Source organism: Rhizobium sp. 01T444 (assembly GCF_056398305.1).
The window spans coordinates 53,088-72,006 of the sequence record NZ_JBFTPD010000009.1 but is presented as its reverse complement, the minus strand read 5'-3'; the positions used below and the strand labels follow the sequence as shown (position 1 = coordinate 72,006).

Below are 18,919 nucleotides of genomic sequence, written 5' to 3'. Positions count from 1 at the left end.
GTCGTTCAGGCGGCCTTGGCGATCGCGTCGAAGGCGAGAAGCTTCTCCAGAAGCCGCGGCATGTCCTTGAGATAGACCATGTTCGGCCCGTCGCAGGGCGCGTTATCCGGATCCTGATGGGTTTCGATAAAGACCCCGGCGACGCCGACGGCCACGGCAGCACGCGCCAGCGTCTCCACGAACTGCCGCTCTCCGCCGGAGGTTTCCCCCTGTCCGCCGGGCTGCTGGACTGAATGCGTGGCGTCGAAAATAACGGGGGCGCCGGTTGCTGCCATGATCGGCAGGGAACGCATGTCGGAGACCAGCGTATTGTAACCGAAGGAAGCACCGCGTTCGCACAGCAAGATGTTCGGATTGCCGCTCTGGTTCAGCTTGCCGAGCACGTTCTTCATATCCCAAGGCGCCAGGAACTGGCCCTTCTTGACGTTGATAACGCGGCCGGTCTTTGCCGCAGCCACCAGGAGATCCGTCTGACGAGACAGGAAGGCCGGTATCTGCAGGATGTCGACGACCTTGCCCACTTCGGCGCATTGTTCTTCAGTGTGGATGTCGGTCAGAACCGGAATGCCGAGTTCCTTCTTGAGATCGGCAAAAACCTCCAGGCCCTTTTCAAGGCCGACACCGCGTTTGCTCGACAAGGAAGAGCGGTTCGCCTTGTCGAAAGACGTCTTGTAAACGAGCCCGATACCGAGCTTGGCGCACAGTTCCTTCAACGTGCCGGCAACCATGAACGCATGGTCGCGGCTTTCCATTTCGCAAGCGCCGGCAATCAGCGACAGACGTGCAGCATTGGAGAAGGTGACCTTGCCGGCGCCTTCGCCGACCGTCACAACGGAGTTCGTAGTAGAGCTCATGATGTTTCCTCGAAAGCGAAGAGCACGCCCTGACCGGGCGCGGGCTTCACCAGAATACGGTTGCCCTTGCGTGTATAGGTCACCCCGTTAGCAGCCAAATGCGCTTCTGTCACGGCCAGATCGCCAACCGCAAAGAGGATTGCCCGGCCGCGCAGGCCGCGATCGATATCCGGCGTCGCCAGATCGAAATAGGCCTCCAGCCCCTGCGGGGTCATCAGGCTGATCTTTGCGTTTCCGGTAAGCACCTCCAGCCCGAAACTCGTATCGCCAGCAGAAGCGGCTTTTGCCGCCGAGCGAACGAAGGCGCCGAAGGCTGTCGGCTCGGGGGCTGCGAGCGCGATCTCGGCAATGCCTGTCACGCCATTGGCGTGGGTCTCCAGCACGTTGCGGTCGGCAGGAAGCGGGTTGATGCGCTCGACAGCGAAGAGAAAGAAATCCGGTGCCCGGAGGTCGGCAGCGAAGGCGAGCCGGAAGCCGGCAATGCTCTCCGTGCCATCCGGCATTTTCACAGGGCGTTCGAACTGCAGCACAGAACCGGCACTGATGCTGCCCTCCACGAATCGAGCATGTTCGTGCTTTGCATCCGCGGTGGCGAAGGCGATGGCGGACAGTCCCTCGCTGCCGCAGCGGAAACGGAAAGCCTGATCGCGAGCCGTGAAGACATTGCCCTCACGTGCCGTCACCTCGCTCTCCTCGACGCTCGCGACACCGAGCGGCTCGATATAGGTTTTGTCGGCAAAGAAAACACAGGCATTCTCCGTGCCGAAGGGATGGCGGGCATCGGGCGCGACGGTAAAGCCCAGCTTGCCCAGCCTTTCGCGGGCAAGGTCGATATCGGTAACCGGCAAAACGAGATGATCGATCGGAAGCGTGTCTTGGCTCATCGGTTCTTCTCCCAGCAGTGACAAGGAGATGTGCTTCAGCAGGTCTCGTGAAACAAGGCCAGACAGGCCTAAGGGCGATAAAAATCAAATTCTCGACAGATTGAACAGAAGTTTTACGAAAATTTAGCTACTTGCGGAACACATATGGAACATATAGTGTCCGTTCTGGATTTGTTTCAAGACTGGGGAGACGCCATGCTCACGCGCAAACAACAGGAACTCCTTCTTTTCATTCATGAAAGGATGAAGGAGTCAGGCGTTCCACCGTCTTTCGACGAGATGAAGGACGCACTGGATCTGGCCTCGAAATCCGGTATTCACCGGCTGATCACGGCGCTCGAAGAACGCGGCTTCATTCGCCGGCTTCCGAACCGGGCGCGCGCGCTCGAAGTCATCAAACTGCCGGAAGCCTACAGCCCGAGCCTGCAGCCTCGGCGCGGCTTTTCACCGAGCGTCATCGAGGGCAGCCTCGGCAAGCCCCAGCCCGTGGCGCCTCCTGCCTCGGCGAAGCCAGCACCCGCTGCCGATAACGGCAATGCGGTCTCCGTTCCCGTCATGGGCCGCATCGCCGCCGGTGTTCCGATCTCGGCAATCCAGAACAATACGCATGACATCACCGTTCCCGCCGATATGCTTGGCTCCGGTGAACATTATGCGCTGGAAGTTCGCGGCGACTCGATGATCGAAGCCGGCATCTTCGATGGCGACACGGTCATCATCCGCAATGGCAGCACAGCCAATCCGGGTGATATCGTCGTCGCGCTCGTCGATGACGAGGAAGCAACGCTCAAGCGTTTCCGCCGCAAGGGCGCATCGATTGCGCTCGAGGCAGCAAACCCTGCTTACGAGACCCGCATCTTTCCGCCGGATCGCGTCAAGGTCCAGGGCAAGCTCGTCGGCCTCATTCGCCGCTATCACTGACCGGTGACAGATTGGCGTCTGCGAATGTGTTACTGCGCCAATCATAGGCGCGGTGGCGCATCCAGGGTCGCCCCAATGTGTCGAATGCGGTTGCGACCTCAATTCCCTTATCGGTGAATCGAAGTTCGACAGAACCTGTCTTGCGCAGCGTCTCGCCGGTAAAGAGCAGCGCGCCGGAACGACAGCGGTCGAAGCGCAATCGGACAGGGGTCACCACAATATCAGCCGTATCGCAGGCTGGTCCGAGATAGGCAGCATTGTCGATGACGGTCAGTTTCTTTCCATTGACGAGCAAAGTGGTGCACCAGGCGCCCTTCAGGCAGGAGAAGCGTGACGGCGGGCTAATGGCGACTGCCTGTCTCATTGCCTCTCTGGCTTCATTCTGTTGGTCGGGTGACAGTTGCAGTCTTTGACCATCAGGCGCAGTGGGCGCCTTGGCAGCTTGAAGCATAACTGGCTTCTGATGCTCTTCGACGGCAAGGGCCCTCTGCCATTGTTCGAAGATGAAGGCGGGCGGCTTTTCACGGTTCGAAGCCATCGCCTCTCCATCGACTATAGCGACCAGGCCGCCATCTTCGGAGATAGCGATATCGGGCATCGCCTCCGATGGAAGAAGGACAACAGCGAGCGTCGAGACCGCGACAATTGCCGTTCCCATGTGCCGCAGCCGGGTTCTGAGCAGGGTCAGCAGCAGAAATCCGAAAACGGCGGTCGGGAAATACCAGCCGGGCAAGCGGCCTACATCTATGTTGCCGCCCCACCCCGCTACTGCCTTTGCGATGGTGATCACCAGATCAAGCCCGAAGCCTGCCACCGGCCATAGCCAGCCGTCCAGACCAAACGGCATCAGCAGCATTGCCAGCATCCCGGCCGGCATGACGATGAAGGTGATGACCGGCATGGCCGCGAGATTTGCCGGCAGGCCATAGGCAGTCAGCCGGTGGAAATGCTCGATCGAAAACAGCGCCGTCGAGAAACCACCGATCAGCGACGTCAGGAAAACGCCACCGAAGAAGCCACCAACCATGAAGAAGGGCTTCATGATCGGCAGCTTGGCAAAGGCATTCTCCCGCATCGGCCGCCCCTTCCAGAGGTCGTAGCCGGCGACCAGTGCAAGCGTTGCGGCAAAGGACATCTGGAAACTCGGCCCCAGCACCTCCGATGGCGAGACCGCGAGGATCACGAGAGCGGATAGCGCCACGTTTCTGAGACTGATCGACGGCCGGTCGAAGAAGACCGCAACCAGCATAATCGCCATCATGATGAAGGCGCGTTCGGCGGAGACGGCAAAACCCGAGATCAGATAGTAGGCCGTCACCGCAGCGAGCGCACCGGCCGCCGCGATCTTCTTGGTTGGCCATGCCTGGGCAATGCCGGGAACAAGACTGAGAATGACGCGCAGGCCGACAAAGAAGATGCCGGCGGAGAGCGCCATGTTGAGGCCGGAGATCGCGATGATATGCGCAAGGCCGGACTGCCGCAGCGCCTCTGTCGTTTCATCCGAGATCGCCCGTCTCTCGTCCGTGACAAGGGAGGCGGCAAAAGCCCCGGTGTCGCCGGGTAGTGTGGAGCGAATCCGATCGCCGATGCCGCTTCTCAGGCGGTAGAGCGACTCCAGAATTGCCTCACCGACCGAGTTCGATCGCTCCGGCTGTTCCGCAACCCTCTTGGGTACTCCATAGAAGAAGCCGTTGGCACCGATGCCGTCAAAATAGGCGCTGAAGGCAAAATCATTGAGGTGGGGGAGCGCCGGTCCCGCCGGAGGCGTGAGACGTGCCCTGCCCTCGATGACGTCGCCGAGTTCGAACGGCTGGGTGGCTCCGCGGACCAGCACGGAGATGCGTTCGGGCGGACGCTTGATCTCAGGAGCATCCGTACCGGTGACGTCAAGAATATAACGCCAGCGCCCTTGGTCATCGCCTTCTCGGCGTTCGATCCGGCCGGTCACCGTTGTCGTTACGGCTGAATCGAGGATCAGGGTCTTTGCCCGCCATGTTTCGATCTGCGCGGAGAGCATTCCACCGGCAAAAAGAAGTAGAGCAAGCAGCGTCGCCTGCAGTTTCGTCCGGGCATAACCGCAGAGCGCAACGGCAATAAGGAGAACAAGCAGGAAGAGACCGAGCGACACGGCCGGAAAGTCCGAGGCCGCCAGAAACCAGGTCGCGGCACCTGCACCAAGGAAGACCGGAGAGAAGAGGATGAGGCGACCGTGGCCGGCCTCTTCGGTGGCCATACGCATCGACGACCCGACGTATCGTTTCGCAACAGTCACCAATCGCCATCGAAATGGGATCGCAACCTGGGTCCGAGCCGATTGCGTCACAATGGCGCGCGGGGCAATGCCAGCAAAATCCATCTTTTCATCAATGGATTGCTCTTGTCGTTCTCTTGTCTCTAACCCCGCCATAATCGCCTGGACCCGCCCCCGGATACCGGCAGAATGCAACCTGAAATCAAAACGAGCAAACAATAATCGATTGAAATAAGAGGAAAATTCGCGGGAGCAAAAAATCCAGTCAAATCATGGTGTTCTGATATGCATTTAGCTCATCGCTGCACTGCCTAAAAGATGATGCCGCGATGCACAAAATGGCATCACGGTAACTTGGCATTAGCTTCGCGATCATATAGCTATCGCTTAGGACGCTTAACCCTTATGGCGCTTTTGCGGCGCCACCGCCACCCCGGAGGATCAGCATGACGGATCAAAGCGCTACAATCAAAATCGGTGACAAATCAGTCGATCTCGCCGTGCGAAAAGGCACGGTTGGACCCGACGTCATCGACATCGGTGCCCTCTACAAGAACACGGCTTCCTTCACCTACGATCCCGGGTTTACGTCGACTGCATCCTGTGAATCGAAGATCACCTATATCGACGGCGACGAAGGCGTTCTGCTGCATCGCGGCTACCCGATCGAGCAGCTTGCCGAGCATGGCGACTTCCTGGAAGCCTGCTACCTGCTGCTCTACGGCGAATTGCCGACCGCCGCCCAGAAGAAGGACTTCGACTATCGTGTCACGCACCACACCATGGTGCATGAGCAGATGAGCCGCTTCTTCACCGGCTTCCGTCGCGACGCCCATCCGATGGCCGTCATGTGCGGCTGCGTCGGCGCGCTTTCGGCCTTCTATCACGACTCCACCGATATCACCGATCCGCACCAGCGCATGGTAGCCAGCCTGCGCATGATCGCCAAGATGCCGACGCTCGCAGCGATGGCCTATAAGTACCATATCGGCCAGCCCTTCGTTTACCCGAAGAACGATCTGGATTACGCGTCCAACTTCCTGCGCATGTGCTTTGCCGTTCCCTGCGAGGAATATGTCGTCAATCCGGTGCTCGCACGCGCCATGGACCGTATCTTCATCCTCCATGCCGATCACGAGCAGAATGCCTCGACCTCGACGGTCCGTCTCGCGGGCTCCTCGGGTGCGAACCCGTTCGCCTGCATCGCCGCCGGCATCGCCTGCCTCTGGGGGCCCGCTCACGGCGGCGCCAACGAAGCAGCCCTCAACATGCTGACGGAAATCGGCACTGTCGATCGCATTCCGGAATATATCGCCCGCGCCAAAGACAAGAACGATCCGTTCCGCCTGATGGGCTTTGGTCACCGCGTCTACAAGAACTACGATCCGCGCGCCAAGATCATGCAGAAGACCACGCATGAAGTTCTCGGCGAACTCGGCATCAAGGACGATCCGCTTCTCGAAGTCGCGATGGAGCTGGAGCGCATCGCTCTGACCGACTCATACTTCATAGAGAAGAAGCTCTACCCGAACATCGACTTCTACTCCGGCATCACGCTGAAGGCCCTGGGCTTCCCCACGACCATGTTCACCGTGCTCTTCGCTCTGGCTCGTACCGTCGGCTGGATCGCACAGTGGAACGAAATGATCGAGGATCCGGAACAGCGCATCGGCCGTCCGCGCCAGCTCTATATCGGCGAACCTAAGCGCGACTACGTACCGGTTTCCAAGCGCTGAGCGCTGACTTCGAAGCAAAAAGAAAACCCGGTCAGGAATGGCCGGGTTTTTTGCTGGTTAGAACATCGAGCAATATCTGTGCTGCATGCTCTCCAGGCGGCTTTTCTGTCTGCATGCGCTGCCAGATGAGCTCGTAGCCTTCCTTCATCGCCTTGAGCTGGTAGGTGTCGGCTGACAGCCTCTCCATCCAGCGCGCGAGGCTTGCGCCGCGAACGATATCGTTCAGATATTCTGGCACGACCGCGTAGTCGGCGATCAGATTGGGCAGTGCGCCGCTCCAGGTCTTGATGTCTGACGTTAGCATGCGCATGATCCAGTCGACCTTGTAAGCGGAAACGACGGGTACATCAGCCAGCGCCAGTTCCAGGATAACCGTGCCGGACGCTGCCATGGCCGCATCGGCTTCGGCGAAGGCCTTCCATTTCGCTTTGGCACCCACAACGATTTCCGGCTTTATCTTCCATCCCGCCGTCATTTCGCGCACAAACGCTTCCTTGTGCGGCACAGTCGGCAGCATGAAGCGTATCGGTCCATTGCGGGCGACGAGCTCATTGGCGGCGGCTTCGAAATAAGGCAGAAGCTTCTTGATCTCGGAGGAGCGCGAGCCGGGAAGAAGCAGGATCGCACCGTTGCCGGGCTGCCGGCCAGCGCGCAGGCGCCGGGTCTCCAGGAGCGCTGCGTCCGCAACCAGACGGTGACCCACATAGGTTGTCGCCGGCCCGTTGAGACGCTGCATCACCGCCGGCTCGAAAGGAAGTACGGCCAGCACATGGTCGACATAGGCGAGCATGCGCTGGGCGCGATATTCCTTCCAGGCCCAGACACTGGGACAGACATAGTTGACGACTGGGAGGTCCGGCAGCGCCTTGCGCACGCGCTTGGCGACGCGATGGGTAAAGTCCGGGCTGTCGATGATGAGCAGGATATCGGGTTTCGCCGCGATGATCGCCGCTACCGTCTGCCGGATGAGAGACCAGAGCTTCGGCAGCTTCGCCAGCACCTGGGTAATGCCCATGATGGAAAGCTCGGAGAAATCGAAGAGCGATTTCAATCCCTGGCTCTGCAACCCCTCACCGCCGACGCCGACGAGTTCGATCGGCCCGGAATGGATCCTCTTTAGCGCGGCAATGAGATCGGCACCTAAGAGATCGCCGGAGACTTCGCCGGCTATGACGGCAATCTTCAGCGGTCTGTCGCTCATTGAAGCCCCCATCCCGGCAAGCCCTTGTCGATACCGCAGACAAAAAGACCGTTTTCGTCTGCCGCTTTAATGAGTGCGTCGCGATCAAGCACCAGCGCCCGGCCGGCTTCGACGGCCACTCCTGCAAGCCCAGCGGCTTTGGCGTTGAGCACGGTGGACACACCAATCGCCGGCAGGTCGGCGCGAATATCCTGCTGCGGCTTACTGAGCTTGACCAGCACACCGCGCCGGCGCGGCGATATGCGGCCTGCTGCTCTGAGGTTCGCCACGCGGTCAAGCATGCCGTCCGTGCCCTCAACGCCCTCAACAGCGACGACGCGTCCGCCGATCGAGACGGCGCCCTGCCCGATATCCAGACTGCCAAGCACATCCGCCGCCTTGCCTGCGCGCTCTATGTCACGACGATCCTCTTCATTGGGCGAAACAGCGCCCAGCGGACCTGCGGTTGCCAGCAGATCCGGTGCAATCTCATGGGCGCCGACAACACGCAGACCTCGCCCTTCTATCAGCTTGATGACCATCTTCAGAACGGTATCGTCGCCCCCCGAAAGCAGCGTACGGATGGCTGCGGGTACCTTGGTCAGAATACGCAGCGTCGGCCGCACCTCGCGCCATTCCGGTCGCCGACGGACGCTGCCCGACATGACGACACGGCTCACTCCATACCGCTTGAAAAGCCGATCGAGCGAAGCGAAATCACCGATACCGATCGTAGCGTGGTCGAAACCGTCCCAACGACGGTCGCCCTCATCCTTCAGTATAACGATAACTGGATTTTCGCCGGCCGAACGTGCAGCTTCGGCGACATAGGACGGCAGAAGGCCGCCACCAGCAATGATCGCCAGCCGGCCTTCAGCAGTGTCGCCGTCGGAAGCCACAGATCAGCCCTTCTGTCCCCGGCTCGGCGAAGACAGCGCGCGATCGCTTTCGGCCGCGATGAAATCGAGGATCTCGATCACCTGCTCGCAATCGGCATATTCGTCGCGAATTTGGGCGGCATTCTCGCGGATCGAACCGGCACCCTCGAAGATCGACTTGTAGGCACGTCGAACGGTGTGAATGACAGCACGATCAACGCCGGCGCGCGTCATGCCGACGACGTTGAGACCGCTCAGAATGCCGGGATTGCCGTTCAGCATACCATAGGGAATCACATCGTAGCTGACGGCCGAGAGGCCGCCGACAAAGGCATATTTGCCGACCCGGGTGAACTGGTGCACTGCGGCGCCGCCGCTGATGATCGCGTGATCGCCAACGAAAACATGGCCAGCCAGCATGACATTGTTCGACATGATGACATGGTTGCCGACCCGGCAATCATGGGCGACATGCGAGTAGGCCAGGAAGAGGCTGTTGTCGCCAATTACCGTCGAACCGCCATGTTCGACGGTGCCGGTGTTCATCGTAACGCCCTCGCGAATAGTGCAGTTGCGGCCGATGATCAGCGACGTATCGACGGCGCTGTGACGGGCGCTTTGAGAGTCGCCGCCGATGACGGCCGAAGGAAATATACGCGTACCGGCGCCGACGGTCGTCATGCCGAGAACAACCACATGGCTGATCAGTTCGACATTATCGTGAAGCGTGACCTTGGGGCCAACATGGCAAAATGGGCCGACCACCACGCCTTCGCCGATCGTGGCGCCATCCTCGACCACGGCCATCGGATGGATTCTGGCGCTTTCGGCGATCATACTCATGCGTTGTCCTTACGTACGATCATCGCGCCGATATCGGCCTCAGCGACGAGTGCACCGTCGACCTTTGCGTCGCAATGGAATTTCCAGATATTGCCGCGCTGCTTGATTTTCTGCACGTGATATTCAACGCGGTCGCCCGGCACGACCGGCTTGCGGAAGCGGGCATTGTCGATCGTCATGAAGTAGACGAGGTTGCCGGTCTGGCCTTCCTTCTTGGCGCAGATCGCGCCTGCCGTCTGTGCCATGCCTTCGACGAGCAATACACCCGGCATGATCGGTGCTTCCGGGAAGTGGCCGGTAAAATGCGGCTCGTTGACCGTTACATTCTTGATGCCCACGGCGGCATTGTCGCCATCGATATTGACGATCTTGTCGACCATCAAGAACGGATAGCGGTGCGGCAGCAGCTTCATGATTTCCATGATGTCTGCCGAAGAAAGCGTGGCGGCTGTTGCTTCAGTCATTCTTGCCTCCCTTTTTTCCGCGAGCCCCTGATTTTGTCATGAGCTGTGCAACATATTTCAGATAGTCATTTAGAGGACGTGCAGGTATTCCGCCATAGCGGCCGCCCGCGGCAAGATCGGTCATGACACCACTTTTTGCAGCGATCTGCGCGCCATCGCCAATGGTGATATGTCCCTTGAGGCCAACCTGCCCACCGATCTGCACACCATCGCCGATGATGGTGCTGCCGGCCATGCCGACCTGCGAAACGACGGCGCAATGGCGACCGATACGGACGTTGTGGCCGATCTGCACCTGATTGTCGATCTTGGTTCCCTCGCCGATGACAGTGTCGTCCATGGCACCGCGATCGATCGTGGTGTTGGCGCCGATCTCCACGTTGTCCTGAATGATCACCCGGCCGATCTGCACGATCTTGATCATCCCGCGCGGACCGGGCGCGTAACCGAAGCCATCCTGACCGATACGAGCGCCGTTATGAATGATGACGCCATTGCCGAGGAGTGCACACAGAATGCTCACACCAGTTGCGATGGAGCAATTGCGGCCGATTTTGACATTGGGACCGATGATCGTCTGAGCGCCGATGCGCGTGCCTTCGCCGATCTCCGCGCCAGGGCCGATAATCGCCATCGGCTCGACAATCACGCCCTTCTCAAGCCGGGCGGTCGGATCAATGATAGCGCTCGGCGCGATCTCCGTCTCACCGGATGAAAACGTCACCGGCTTGAGCGCTGCGGGATAGAGAAATCCACCGGCCATCGCGAAGGCAGCATGCGGATTGGAGGAAATCACCACAGGAATATGCGGCGGCACCAGCTGAGCCAGTGCCTTGTCGCAAATCACGGCTGAAGCCTCGCAGGTCAGGAACTCGTCACGGTTACGGCGGGAGAGGATATAACAGATATCTCCCGCCTGCGCCCTGGCTATAGGAGAGACAGAGCGGATAATGACATCGCCATGATCGGAATTGCCAAGCTCTGCCCCAAGAAATTGCGCTAACTCAGCAAGTCTCACGCCTTCATGGGGCAGAAAAAAAGTATTTTGCTCCATCGGCAAAACTCCAGAACGGAATTGAAATTTACAGTTCCGGACTGCCGATATCAGAATTGGTTGTTAATGCCAAACTTGAAGCGCTGAGTCTTGTCGAAGTCTTCCTTCACGACCGGGATCGCGTAGTCGACGCGGAGCGCACCGAAGGGCGACTGCCAGATCAGACCGACACCCACCGAAGCACGCAACGAGGAACCGTCACCTTCTGCAGTATCCGAACCGAGAAGCTCGACATCGTTGCCGAACAGCGTGCCGGCATCTGCGAAGACCGCGCCGCGCAGGTTGAAGTCACGCGGGAAGCCCGGCATCGGGAATGTCGCTTCGGCAGAAGCGGTAAAGTAAGTCGTACCACCGAGCGGATCGTCCGGGTTGGTGATGCGCGGGCCGATACCCTTGTTCTCGAAGCCGCGAATATCGGAATTGGTCAGCGTGAACTGGTCGAAGACGTTCAGGTGATCACCGAAGCCGACAACATAACCAGCTGAAGCCGAGAGCGAACCGATGATATCGGCATCGTCAGCGAGCAGATGGTAGTAACGGGCCTTACCGTAGATCTTGTAATACTGGGAGTCGCCGCCGAGGCCGGCGATTTCCTGCGTCGCAGTAGCGTAGATACCTTCACGCGGCAAGACGGTATCGTCGAGCGTATTGTAGGTCAGCGTCTGCGATATGGAGGACCGCGTCCACGGGCTCTCGTTGACCAGGTTTTGATAGGTAGCAGACAAATCGGCCAGACTGCTTCCGCTGGAATCGTACTTCATCTGTTTGTAATTATAGCGGAACGTCGTTGCCAGATCTTCAGTGATCGGCGCCGTTACGCGCAGAACACCGCTGGTTTCCTCGTAATCGTAGTTGTCGTTGCTCGACGTCTCGCTGTGATTGACGTCAAAACCGGCGGCAAGGCGATAGCCGAGGAAGTAGGGCTCGGTGAAGTTAAGACCGTAAGCGCGCGAGCCTTCCTGACCACCACCAGCCGAAATGCGGATATACTGGCCGCGGCCGAGGAAGTTCTTTTCTTCGATCGAAGCTTCGAGCAACAGGCCGTCACCGCCGGCCGCATAACCGGCACCGATACCGAACGAACCGGTCGACTGATCCTGCACATCGACAACGATGACGACGCGATCAGGCGAACTGCCCGGCTGGGTCGAAATGTTGACTGAGGAGAAGTAGCCGAGCGCCTCAAGACGGCGCTTCGCGCGGGTGATCATCTGTTGATTGAAGGCGTCGCCTTCGCTGAGATCGAACTCGCGGCGAATAACGTAATCGCGCGTGCGGCTGTTGCCGCGGATTTCGATACGCTCGACATAGGCGCGCTCGCCCTGGTCGACGAGGTATTCGACGCCGATCGTATTGTTGTTCAGGTCGCGGTTGCCGCGCGGCGTGACGCGCGCGAAGGGATAACCGGCCGAAGCAACCTGATCCGAAATCGCCTCGATGGACTTCTGGACTTCCTTGGCGTTGTAGACCTGGCCTTCGCGGGTCCTGACCAGCCCCTGTAGCTGCTGGGCATCAACACCTTCAACGGTCGACTGAACGCTGACCGCGCCGAAATCATAACGCGGGCCTTCTTCGATGTTGAAGGTCAGCGTGTACTTGTTCGTCGCTTCGTCGAAAGCGGCATCGGAAGAAACGATGCGCATGTCGGCATAACCGCGATTGTAATAGAACTGGCGCAGCGCGTCTTCATCAGCGTGCAGCTTGTCTTCGTTGTAGACGTCCTTGCGGGTCAGGAACGAGAGAAAGTTCGAACGCTTGGTCTGGATGACTGCGGCGAGACGTCCGGCACTGTAGGCCTGGTTGCCAACGAAATTGATGGCGTCGATCTTGGTGCGGTCGCCTTCATTGATGACGAAAGCGAGGTTGACACGGCCTTCGCCGAGCGGAACAACCTGCGTGGTCACTTCGACTTCGCTGCGGCCGGTAGCGGCATAGGCTTCCTTGATCGCCGCGATATCGGACTGGATCTGCGCATCGCTATAAGGACCAGCGGCATGCGTCTTGACGACAGCTGCCAGCTTGTCGTCCTTGACCTTGCGGTTGCCGTTGAAGACGACCTGGTTGACGAGCTGCGCTTCCTGAACATTGACGACGAGGGTGCTGCCGGAAACCGAAATCTTGACGTCGGAGAAGTAACCGGTGCCGTAAAGCTGCTTTACGGAGTCGTCGATATCGGTGTTGGAGAAGCTCTTGCCGGGAGTAATGGTGATGTTCGACCGGACGGCCTCAGCACCGACGCGGCTTGCACCGTGTACATCGATCCGCTGAATGACGGCAGCTTCCGCAGCCGTAGCCGAAACGAAAGTCAAAGCACCTGCGCCAGAAGCAACAACACTAGCAGACAGCGCAATCGCCGATACTGCGTTCAAAAACCTTGAACCAGCCTTCATTTCACCCATTACCTTTTTTCCCTCGTCTCCGGCCCCAGGGGACCCCCCGATTCCGGCCACGTGTGTCGTTTTACCCGCTTTTGACATACAAGCAAGGGAGCTCGTTAATTTCTGTTTACTTCATTTCGAAGCGTGACCCATTCGCCACTACAGCTTTGAAACATCGTAAATAAACAGTAATTTTCCCTATCTTTTTACGCGCTAGCCGATGAGCGCGCTAATGTCATTCCAGGTGGCAAAAACCATTAATGTAAGCACCATGGCCAAGCCAATGCGAAACGCAATTTCCTGAGCCGAAGAACCCAGCGGCCTTCCCCTAACCGCTTCCACCGCATAGAACATCAGGTGGCCGCCATCAAGTACCGGAACCGGCATCAAATTCAGCAATCCAATCGAAACTGACAAAACCGCAGCAAGCTGCAGCAACGCGCCTATTCCAAGCGTAGCCATCTGGCCCGAAGCTTGCGCCACGCGGATCGGCCCACCCAATTGGTCGGCTTTCATCGATCCATTGAGCAAATTGCCGATATATTTGAAGGTGCCGGTCACGATGTGCCACGTCTGCGTCACACCTTCATTCAGCGCCTGAAGCGGCGTATAGGTCTGCAGACGGAAGTGGCCAACCTCTTCGTTCGTGACGATCCCGATCAGGCCAACCTCGATCTTGTTGCCGAACTGGTCGGTGATATCGGTGCGCTGCGGCACCATCGGCAGGTCCATCTTCTCGCCGTTGCGCTCGATGGTCACGACGATGTTCTGGTTCGGACGGATGCTGACATAACGCCGCACGTCGTCGAAGGTCTGAACCTTGGTGCCATCGATTGAGACGAGCAGGTCGCCCGGCAGGACGCCGGCTGCCGCAGCAGCGCTATCCGCCTTCACTTCGGCGACGACGGGATCGGACACTGTACGGCCGTAGACCGCGAAAAGGACCGTGAAGATGGCAATAGCAAGGATGAAATTGGCGATCGGGCCGGCTGCAACGGTTGCGGCGCGCTTCCAAAGCTTTGCACCGGCGAAGGAACGTTCGCGCTCCTCATCCGTCATCGCGGCGAGCCTGTCCGTATCCGGCTTGCTGGACGCATCCTCATCGCCGAAGAAGCGAACATAGCCGCCGAGCGGGATCGCCGATATCTTCCAGCGCGTTCCGTGGCGATCGGTGAAACCGACAATCTCCGGGCCAAAGCCGACGGAGAAGGCGAGGATACGGATGCCGCTCCAGCGCCCGACGAGATAGTGGCCCATCTCATGCACGAAGACGAGCAGCGACAGGACGATGACGAAGGGGACGATATAGCCCGTCAAAAAACCGAATATGCCGGTCACCGCTTCCATGACTTCCTTCTTCTATCTGGCCGTAATGATCAAAGGCCGAACAATGCCGCACCGAGCGACGGCGTTCCGCCGCCCTTTATCAGCGAAAAAAGGCCAGCAAGCAAGAACGCTGAAAAACAGGCAAAAATCAGTCCATCGACACGATCCATGACGCCGCCATGCCCCGGAATGAGACGGCTGGAGTCCTTCACGCCGAATTTTCGCTTGATGAAGCTTTCGAAAAGATCGCCTGACTGGCTGAAGACGGACAGGACGAGCGCGATCACCGCGGCACGATCCAGGGCTTCCGGAATCAAAAAATGGACAATGACGGCTCCGGCGATGACGGCTGAAATGGCGCCACCGACTGCGCCCGACCAGGTCTTGCCGGGCGATATGCGCGGAGCAAGCTTTGGACCGCCAAGCGCGCGCCCAACGAAATAGGCGAGAATATCGGTCGCCCAGACCACGGCGAAGATGAAGAGCATCGCGTAGAGGCCAAGCGTTTCATCGCCGCGGATCGCCGCAAGCGCCAATCCGGTGCCGCCGGCATATAAAAGCCCCGGAGCGAACCAGCGGCTGGCACGATGCAGGAAGATCATGGCAATGCCGACCGCAGTCAGGGCAATCAGCATTCCGAACGCATATTCGAACGCACCCGCCAGAACGAGCAGGGCAACCAGCACCTCGCCCACCCAGCCGAGCACGTTGGTCACCGGGTCGCGCACGATCCCTGTGATCGTCGACCATTCGTAATAGATCAGAAGCGCGATCGCCGCCGCCACGGCGCGGAAGATAAAGCCGCCATACCACGTGGCGGCAAGAACGATGATTGCGAGAATCAGGCCTGAAACAATGCGGAGCTTCAGTTCCTGCTTCATCAGGTGTTCACTGCAGCAGCCTGCGCGGAAAGACCGCCGAAGCGGCGATCGCGCGAGGCAAACTTCTCGAGTGCCGACAGGAAAAGCTCGCGGCTGAAATCCGGCCAGTATTCCGGCAGGAAGACAAATTCCGAATAGGCGGCCTGCCACAACAGGAAATTGGACAGCCGCTCTTCACCGCTGGTGCGGATGATGAGATCAGGGTCGGGGATGCCGGCTGTATCGAGCCGGGCGTCGATCAGCGCAGGGGTGATATCCTGCGATCTGAGGCGCCCCTCCTCCACATCCTTGGCGAGGCTCATCATGGCGCGGGCGATCTCATCGCGAGAACCATAGTTGAAGGCGATGACGAGTGTCAGCGCCGTATTGGCCTTGGTCGTCTCCTCGGCTTCCAGCAGAAGCTTGAGGATATCGCTGCGCAAGTTGACGCGGTCGCCGATCACCCTGATGCGCACATTCTGCCGATGAAGCTCGGCCAGGTCACTGCGGATGAAGGCCTTCAGCAGGCCGAGAAGGTCAGTGACCTCAGCCTCCGGGCGACGCCAGTTCTCCGAGGAGAAGGCAAAGAGCGTCAGGTATTTGATGCCAAGATCGCCGGCAGTGCGCACGGTCTGGCGAACGGTCTCGACCGCCCTGCGGTGTCCCATCGTCCGCGGCAGGCCGCGCTGCTTTGCCCAACGACCGTTGCCATCCATGATGATGGCAACATGTTCTGGCGCAGTCAAAAATGAGGTTTCCGACATTTTCCGTCCGGTCTTTCTTGGCAAGGACGCAAGTATACTAGACCTGCATGATTTCCTTTTCTTTCTCGCCAAGCAAGCGGTCGATTTCCAAAATCGTCTCGTCCGTCATTTTCTGAACGCGTTCCGACTGTGCCCGACTTTCGTCCTGGCCGATTACGCCATCCTTTTCGGCTTTCTTAAGGCCGTCCATGCCGTCTCGGCGAACATGGCGAATCGCAACCTTGCTCTTTTCGGCATAGTCATGAGCGACCTTGACGAGAGACTTGCGGCGCTCTTCGTTGAGTTCCGGCAGCGGAATGCGAAGGTTCTGGCCGTCGACGATCGGGTTCAGGCCGAGATTCGATTCGCGAATCGAACGATCCACGGCGCCGACCATGCTCTTGTCCCAGACGGATACCGTCAACATGCGCGGCTCCGGAACAGTGATGTTGGCGACCTGGTTCAGCGGCATGCGCGAACCATAGGCTTCAACCGTCACCGGGTCGAGAATGTTGGCCGAAGCGCGGCCCGTACGCAGCGATGCAATGTCGCTCTTGAACGCGGAAATGGCACCATCCATGCGGCGCTTCAGTTCCTTGATATCGATACCTTCACTCATGTCTATGCTCCCGTATCAGAAGATTTGCGCCGGCAACCGCGCAGCTCCCTATCAGTTGTCGGATACGATGGTCTTGAGACCACCACCCGTCAAGATTTCAGCGAAACGTCCCTTCTCGTGGATCGAGAAAACAACGATCGGAATGGAATTCTCGCGTGCGAGCGCAACAGCGGCGACGTCCATAACGGCGAGGCCCCGGTCGAGAACCTCCTTGTGGGTCAGATGGTCGAAACGCGTCGCCTCCGGATCTTTCTTCGGATCGGCGGTATAGATGCCGTCTACCTGTGTACCCTTGAAGATCGCCTGGGCACCCATTTCGGCAGCGCGCAGCGCTGCAGCAGAATCGGTGGTGAAGAAGGGATTGCCGGTTCCGCCGGCAAAGATCACCACCCTGCCGAGCGACAGGTGATACAGCGTGGCGCGCTGAGAGAAACTTTCGCAGATTTCCGGCATGGAAATGGCCGACAGAACCACCGTGTCAATGTTGAGCTTGCGCAGCGAGGTCGCGAGTGCGAGCGCATTGATGACGGTGCCGAGCATACCCATGTGGTCGCCGGTGACGCGGTCGCCGCCCTTGGACGCAACCGCCACGCCGCGGAAAATGTTACCGCCGCCAATGACGACGCCGACCTCGACGCCCATCTGCCGTGCATCGGCAATGTCGGACGCGATGCGGTCCGCCACCGCAACGTCGATCCCGAAGCCTTGGCTTCCCATCATGGCTTCCCCGGAAGCCTTGAGTAGAACACGTTTATAGATTGGTTCCGACGTCATGTTGGCTCCTCGTATATTGCCGCAATTGCCCGATACACGAAGGGCACCGCGTTGTCACGCGATGCCCTTCGGTTTTCCCAAATACGGCAGCAAGATCAGCCCTTGGCGACAGCGGCGACTTCGGCTGCAAAGTCAGTTTCTTCCTTCTCGACACCTTCGCCGAGGAGCAGACGAGCCATACCGACGACTTCGATCGGGGCGCCGGCTTCCTTTTCGGCTGCTTTGATCGCAGCGCCGACCGTCAGGTCCGGGTTGATAACGAAAGACTGCGAGAGAAGAGCCACTTCCTCGAAGAACTTGCGCATGCGGCCTTCGACCATCTTCTCGATGATGGCTTCCGGCTTGCCGGATTCGCGGGACTGCTCGATGAAGACGTTGCGTTCGCGCTCGGCGACTGCGGCATCGACTTCTTCGGCGCGGATCGCCAGCGGGTTGGTAGCAGCAATATGCATGGCAACCTGGCGGCCGATCGACGTCAGAACGGCCTTGTCGCCGACCGACTTCAGAGCAACGAGAACGCCGAGCTTGCCGATGCCGTCGCCGGCAGCGTTGTGGATGTAGGTCGCGACAACGCCGTGCTCGACTTCCAGCTTGGCCGCACGACGAAGCGTCATGTTCTCGCCGATGGTCGCGATTGCTTCCTTGACGGTGTCGGCGACCGGCTTGCCGGATGCCGGATAGGTCGCAGCCGAAATGGCTTCAACCGTACCGTCCGTGGACAGCGCAACTTCGGCGATGCCGCGTGCGAGATCCTGGAAGGCATCGTTACGGGCAACGAAGTCGGTTTCGGAATTGAGTTCGATGACAACGGCCTTGTGACCGGCGCCGGCGATGGCGACCAGACCTTCAGCAGCGGCGCGGCCCGACTTCTTGTCGGCCTTGGAGATGCCCTTGGCGCGCAGCCAGTCGATCGCGGCTTCGATGTCGCCGTTGGTCTCGGTCAGCGCCTTCTTGCAGTCCATCATGCCTGCGCCGGACTTTTCGCGCAGTTCCTTCACCAGTGCAGCCGTAATCTCGGTCATAAGTTTCCTCTTGTCGGTTCAAGCGGTGCCCGCAGTTTGCGGCGCGGCACCGGATTGAGGCACGAAATGTACCTGTATGTATGACAGCGTTATGAAGACGCGTCACAACAGAATTCATTGAGGCAAAAGCAG

General features: G+C 59.1%; 17 protein-coding genes. 2 read left to right on the top strand and 15 right to left on the bottom strand.

Annotation, left to right across the window (positions count from 1 at the left end):
* Positions 1 to 5 precede the first annotated feature (5 nt).
* A complete protein-coding gene (kdsA, locus tag AC1DTN_RS14895) occupies positions 6 to 854 on the bottom strand; it encodes a 3-deoxy-8-phosphooctulonate synthase (RefSeq protein ID WP_477921530.1) in 849 nt (282 codons plus the stop codon).
* Positions 851 to 1,738, bottom strand: coding sequence for a VOC family protein (locus AC1DTN_RS14890; protein WP_477921528.1), 888 nt, complete (start codon positions 1,736 to 1,738; stop codon positions 851 to 853). The genes kdsA and AC1DTN_RS14890 overlap by 4 nt, the downstream gene beginning before the upstream one ends.
* A gap of 195 nt (positions 1,739 to 1,933) precedes the next feature.
* On the opposite strand from AC1DTN_RS14890, the gene lexA reads away from it, so the two are divergent.
* A complete protein-coding gene (gene lexA, locus AC1DTN_RS14885) occupies positions 1,934 to 2,659 on the top strand; it encodes a transcriptional repressor LexA (RefSeq protein ID WP_007822432.1) in 726 nt (241 codons plus the stop codon).
* Here the strand turns inward: lexA and AC1DTN_RS14880 are convergent.
* A complete protein-coding gene (locus tag AC1DTN_RS14880; RefSeq protein ID WP_477921527.1) occupies positions 2,640 to 5,066 on the bottom strand; it encodes a ComEC/Rec2 family competence protein in 2,427 nt (808 codons plus the stop codon). The genes lexA and AC1DTN_RS14880 overlap by 20 nt on opposite strands.
* A 290-nt stretch (positions 5,067 to 5,356) precedes the next feature.
* Here AC1DTN_RS14880 and gltA point away from each other — a divergent pair, with 290 nt between their 5' ends.
* The gene (gene gltA, locus AC1DTN_RS14875; RefSeq protein ID WP_007822430.1) at positions 5,357 to 6,646 is read left to right on the top strand and encodes a citrate synthase; all 1,290 of its coding nucleotides are present in this window, start codon (positions 5,357 to 5,359) and stop codon (positions 6,644 to 6,646) included.
* 31 nt (positions 6,647 to 6,677) lie between these two features.
* Here gltA and lpxB read toward each other — a convergent pair whose 3' ends face one another.
* The 12 genes from lpxB to tsf form a co-directional block, all read right to left on the bottom strand.
* Positions 6,678 to 7,847 carry a lipid-A-disaccharide synthase gene (gene lpxB, locus AC1DTN_RS14870; RefSeq protein ID WP_477921526.1) on the bottom strand — a complete coding sequence of 390 codons (1,170 nt, stop codon included), beginning with the start codon at positions 7,845 to 7,847 and terminating at the stop codon, positions 6,678 to 6,680.
* On the bottom strand, positions 7,844 to 8,725 hold the full coding sequence (locus tag AC1DTN_RS14865) for an LpxI family protein (RefSeq protein ID WP_113183093.1): 882 nt from the start codon (positions 8,723 to 8,725) through the stop codon (positions 7,844 to 7,846). Before AC1DTN_RS14865 ends, lpxB begins: the two co-directional genes overlap by 4 nt.
* 3 nt (positions 8,726 to 8,728) lie before the next feature.
* Positions 8,729 to 9,547, bottom strand: coding sequence for an acyl-ACP--UDP-N-acetylglucosamine O-acyltransferase (lpxA, locus tag AC1DTN_RS14860; protein ID WP_162748012.1), 819 nt, complete (start codon positions 9,545 to 9,547; stop codon positions 8,729 to 8,731).
* Positions 9,544 to 10,011: a 3-hydroxyacyl-ACP dehydratase FabZ gene (gene fabZ / locus AC1DTN_RS14855; RefSeq protein ID WP_113322821.1), complete on the bottom strand. Its 468-nt coding sequence runs from the start codon at positions 10,009 to 10,011 to the stop codon at positions 9,544 to 9,546. The genes lpxA and fabZ overlap by 4 nt, the downstream gene beginning before the upstream one ends.
* Positions 10,004 to 11,065, bottom strand: coding sequence for a UDP-3-O-(3-hydroxymyristoyl)glucosamine N-acyltransferase (gene lpxD / locus AC1DTN_RS14850; protein ID WP_439014879.1), 1,062 nt, complete (start codon positions 11,063 to 11,065; stop codon positions 10,004 to 10,006). The genes fabZ and lpxD overlap by 8 nt, the downstream gene beginning before the upstream one ends.
* 50 nt (positions 11,066 to 11,115) lie before the next feature.
* Positions 11,116 to 13,455: an outer membrane protein assembly factor BamA gene (gene bamA, locus AC1DTN_RS14845; protein WP_439017199.1), complete on the bottom strand. Its 2,340-nt coding sequence runs from the start codon at positions 13,453 to 13,455 to the stop codon at positions 11,116 to 11,118.
* A 201-nt stretch (positions 13,456 to 13,656) separates the two neighbouring features.
* Positions 13,657 to 14,790 carry an RIP metalloprotease RseP gene (rseP, locus tag AC1DTN_RS14840; protein WP_439014878.1) on the bottom strand — a complete coding sequence of 378 codons (1,134 nt, stop codon included), beginning with the start codon at positions 14,788 to 14,790 and terminating at the stop codon, positions 13,657 to 13,659.
* A 29-nt stretch (positions 14,791 to 14,819) separates the two neighbouring features.
* The gene (locus AC1DTN_RS14835) at positions 14,820 to 15,650 is read right to left on the bottom strand and encodes a phosphatidate cytidylyltransferase (protein WP_439014877.1); all 831 of its coding nucleotides are present in this window, start codon (positions 15,648 to 15,650) and stop codon (positions 14,820 to 14,822) included.
* Entirely contained in the window at positions 15,650 to 16,393 is a 744-nt protein-coding gene (locus AC1DTN_RS14830; RefSeq protein WP_029869054.1) for an isoprenyl transferase, read from the bottom strand. The genes AC1DTN_RS14835 and AC1DTN_RS14830 overlap by 1 nt, the downstream gene beginning before the upstream one ends.
* A gap of 37 nt (positions 16,394 to 16,430) precedes the next feature.
* Positions 16,431 to 16,991, bottom strand: a complete 561-nt coding sequence (gene frr, locus AC1DTN_RS14825; RefSeq protein ID WP_113322813.1) for a ribosome recycling factor — start codon at positions 16,989 to 16,991, stop codon at positions 16,431 to 16,433.
* 51 nt (positions 16,992 to 17,042) lie between these two features.
* Positions 17,043 to 17,765 carry a UMP kinase gene (gene pyrH, locus AC1DTN_RS14820; protein ID WP_007822401.1) on the bottom strand — a complete coding sequence of 241 codons (723 nt, stop codon included), beginning with the start codon at positions 17,763 to 17,765 and terminating at the stop codon, positions 17,043 to 17,045.
* 95 nt (positions 17,766 to 17,860) lie between these two features.
* Complete coding sequence (tsf, locus tag AC1DTN_RS14815; RefSeq protein WP_113322811.1) at positions 17,861 to 18,787, bottom strand: translation elongation factor Ts; 927 nt, start codon at positions 18,785 to 18,787, stop codon at positions 17,861 to 17,863.
* Positions 18,788 to 18,919 lie beyond the last annotated feature (132 nt).